This window comes from Desulfobacter sp. (genome assembly GCF_050177295.1).
On sequence record NZ_JBFXHE010000392.1, the window covers coordinates 1 to 4,189 of the forward strand.

Consider the following 4,189-nt stretch of genomic DNA (forward strand, 5'->3'; position numbering starts at 1 on the left):
TGAATCCAGGATGATTTTTGTGGTGTCTGTGTTTAACGGGGTATTTCTATCGTTTTGGGACATGTCGGGAAATCCTTTTATATTTATAAGCTTAATTAAGCATATTAATCGCTTTTTTGCAAATGTTGTATATGGATTTCTTCAGCCCAAATCGCATAATTGCACCGGGTGCTTTTCCCTTATTGAAAGCTTCAGGCGTTAAAATTTTGAAAATGCTCGCAATTATGCAACCGTATTTTCTGTGTGTTCGGTTGTGATAGATTTCGAATCTGCAACTAACAGCTACGGGCTGACCCGCTCTATCATCATCCAGACTCAACTGATGAAGAGAACAATGAAATCCTTGTTAAGATTTTCGATAAGGAATCTGAAGAGTTGATTCGCCAGTTTCCATCTGAAGAGATGCTTGCTTTAGAGGATAAAAAGAGTGATCTTGCAGGATTTTTTTTGATCAGAATGTTTGATGCTTTAAAATAATTCTTTGATCCTGTTACGGCCTGCCCATGGATAAAGGTAGGCGAATAACAAATTTAGCGCTTGTGCCCGGGCTTGATTCAACGGTCATTTCGCCTTTATGATTTTCAGTGATAATGAAATAGGAGACACTAAGCCCCAGCCCTGTCCCCACCCCTACCGGCTTGGTGGTGAAAAAGGGATCAAAAATATGCTTGAGGATTTCTTCCTTCATTCCAGGTCCGTTGTCTTCTATCTCCATGCAGGCCATGTCCCGGACCGGATCCACATAGGTCCGGACAATAAATTTGGGCTCCGGGGTTCCTGCACCTTGCATAGCCTGGGCCCCGTTGCTCAGGATATTCAGGATTACCTGCTGGATTTTGCTGGCTTGACAGAAAACGGCAGGAAGATTGTCATCATATTCCCTGATGATCTCAATTTTCTTGAAGTCATAATCTTTTTTCAAGTCGTAATCGGTGGCTGCTAGTTCAATCGTCTTGTCCAGAATTTTGTCAAGATGATGGGCGGATACGGCCGCGTCTTCTTTCCGGGCAAAGCTGAGCATATTGTTCACAATTTGAGAGACCCGCTGTCCAGAAGCGGTGATGGCTTCAATCATCCTCTGTATGCCCCTCTCTTCCATGAATCGTTCAATGGACTCCATGGTAATGCCCGCGGCTTCAGCCGCTTTTAGGTTAGCCGGGATATTGGCGCCTGCCTTCAGCCTCTGTGCCATTACCTGGGCGGTCTGCATCATGCCGGCAAGGGGATTGTTGATTTCATGGGCCATACCCGCGGCAAGCCCCCCGACGGAGAGCATCTTCTCACTCTGGATCATCATTTCTTCCATTCGTACCCGCTCTGTCACATTATCAACCCGGATCACGGCGCCTTCCACGCCGTTGGCCACCAATGGGAATATGGTGATATCTTCGTAGCAAATTTCATGGGCCACCTTACGGGAGACTTTGGGAGATTTGATCACCCGGCGCTCCCGGATAGACATCAATATGCTATTCATCTCGTTGGCCAATCGGGGGAACACCTTGGCCAGGGGCTGGGCTTGGGCATCCTTGAAATTTAGTCCGGTTACTTGCTCAGTTTGATGGTTCCACTGGGTTACTCTGCCCTCGTTGTCCACCGCAACAATCATGGAGGGCATGGAATTAATGATATTGGAGAGGTAGTTCCGTAATTTACACAGTTCTTCTTCGTCCTGCTTGTGTTGGTAAATAAACCGGGCCTGTTGAACATTTTGATATGCCATAAATGAGAGTTGTCGAGTCACTGCAAAAAGCACGTTCGCTGCGTTCTCAAACTGCGCCTCAGGCATTATGGGGACCTGGAGATAAGCTGCACGGAAGTCATTTTCATTTGCACCGATTTCATGGGCATAGGCTATAATTTTATTTTGATCCAGGGCGTCATTCCGGACCTGACCGATCAGCCAGTTGGCAATATGGCGCCCACCGACGGAAATGGCGGTGCCTGCGTTCCACAAGCCGGCGCTTAGACAGGCCATGATATTGGGACCGTCGGGATTATGGCGTCCGATCATTGAGTCGGAGTATTTGCATTTCTCGCACCCCTTTTTTGTGTTTCGAATAATTTTTTCACACAGGTCCGTAAAATTGCTCGGCTGCGTGATCGGTGTGCCGTCAGGATGGGTAATAATCGCTGCGACGCCGAAGGCCTTGGCATACAGATCCTGAAGCTGCTGGATATCGGTTAGATTGAATAGATCTTCAAAGGCAATGTCTGAGACATCTCCAAGCGGCTGGGTCAGGGCCAAGATACGATTCTCAAGGGCTTCGGCCATCCGCTTGCGCTCGGTGATGTCAGCATGGAGGCCGACAAAGCGCAGGGGAGTCCCCTCGACATCTCTGGAAACAATCTTCCCCTTCGCCTGTATCCACATATAGGTGCCGTCCTTACGCAGAAACCTGAACTCCACCTTATAGGCTTTCAGTTCTCCTGCCAGATAACGGTCAATGGCCGATTTGGTCCGCTCTATATCCTCTGCATGAATACGCTTTGCAAATTCACCAAACGTTTCAGGAAATTCATTGGGTTCATATCCTGCCATGGTGTAAAAGCGATCATCAAAGAATACTGTATCTTTTTGGATATACCAGTCCCAGATGCCTTCATTGGCTCCGGACAAGGCCATGCCCAAACGCTCCCGGCTCCGGCGCAGTTCATCTTCGACAGCCTTTCGCCGAACGATTTCTTTCTGGAGCCGCTCTTGATTCTCCTGTAGAGCCACCTCAAAAGCAAGTTCATTTTTTTCTCGGTTGAGCAGGAGGCCCACCAGCATAATCCCGGCAAATATGGCCAGGCCGTAAGGCAAGGCCATGGCTTTCATCAAAGTCCACCCCGTATGGAAATCCTTGACAAAAAGAAACCCCGGCAGGATGATCAGGGTGGCAAACAATGAACTGGTAAAAGCCTTCCGAACTGAAGAAAAGCTTCCGGGAAAACGGTTCAGTACGATTCCGGATAGTGCAGCCAGGGATACGCCGATCACCCCGGCCAATGCCCCGCCTCCGCCAAGATGAATGCGGAAGGCACCGACCAGAAATGCGCTGACCACAGCCGAAACCGGACCTCCGAATACTGCGCTCAGGGCGATGATCGCATTTCTCTGGTCAACGATAACACCTTCAAAAACTGGGATTTTGGCGAACATGCAACCAATGGCAAACAGGCCAAAGGAAATTCCCATAGAGATCTTGCGTCTGAACCGGGCTGATTCTTTAAAATTGCGCAGCAAATACCCGTATACTGTTACCAGGGCGATAAATATAGCCAGATTGTTAAACAGAGAAAAAAATAACTCAACGCCACGGACCATTCATTCTTTCCTTTTTTCCCAGTCCCTAATTACCAAACAAGCTTTAAGCTTCTCAGATCAACTCAGCAAATCTTTTTAAAAGAGAAGCCGAATATGGCGTTTCTTCTATTTGCTCGAAAAGTTGTTCAGGTTCAAAATTGGCGGATTTAACATCATCTAATAGATTCTTAATATAACTTTTAGTCGCAGCTGAATTTGCCTCAGGATGGAATTGAACGCCCCAGGCATTTTTACCAATTCGAAATGCCTGATGCGGCTCAAATTCGTTTCGGGCTAAAACAATTGCATCTGGAGGCAATTGAATAACACTTTGGGAATGAAACAGGTGAACTTTAAACCTGTCTGGCAATCCTATAAATAAAGGGTCATTTTCACAACTTGGCAGCAGCTCTATTTCTTTGGTGCCAATTTCAAGACCAATAGGATGGAAATCAACAACCCCGCCCATGGCCTTAGCAATCACCTGATGGCCAAAACATATTCCAAGTAATGGGATCTGATGTTTAATAATCTCCTTTGTCCACTCTTCAAGCCCGAGGCACCAATCCAGGTTGTCAGTTACATATGCATGAGAACCGGAAATGATTGCACCTCCAACCTGACTGGGCTCGGGCAATGGATCGGATTCAGCATTGACAATGTTAATTTCACGATTGGAGCGACCAAGCCCCCTTGAGATCCAATCTTCAAAATCTCCTTGTTCATCTATGAGATCCGGAAACGTTTTCCCTGTTTTTATGATCGTAATAGGCTTCATTTAATCTTAATCAGCTCGTACTCCCGGGTCCCCAGGCCGATCTTTTCGGCATGGGCCAGGCAGCTTTGCCATTCAGACTCCGGCCGATTATTGGTAAAATGGTCGTGATGGTCATGGAAGTC

General features: G+C 47.1%; 2 protein-coding genes and 1 pseudogene. 1 reads left to right on the forward strand and 2 read right to left on the reverse strand.

Annotated elements, in window-relative coordinates:
* Nucleotides 1–330: 330 nt before the first annotated feature.
* Nucleotides 331–477: pseudogene (locus AB7U36_RS19695) on the forward strand (flagellar protein FlaG); the annotation flags it as partial.
* 13 nt (nt 478–490) lie between these two features.
* Here the strand turns inward: AB7U36_RS19695 and AB7U36_RS19700 are convergent.
* A complete protein-coding gene (locus AB7U36_RS19700; protein ID WP_428161341.1) occupies nt 491–3,310 on the reverse strand; it encodes a PocR ligand-binding domain-containing protein in 2,820 nt (939 codons plus the stop codon).
* 52 nt (nt 3,311–3,362) lie between these two features.
* Nucleotides 3,363–4,067: a glutamine amidotransferase gene (locus tag AB7U36_RS19705; RefSeq protein ID WP_428161342.1), complete on the reverse strand. Its 705-nt coding sequence runs from the start codon at nt 4,065–4,067 to the stop codon at nt 3,363–3,365.
* Between the last annotated feature and the right edge of the window lie 122 nt (nt 4,068–4,189).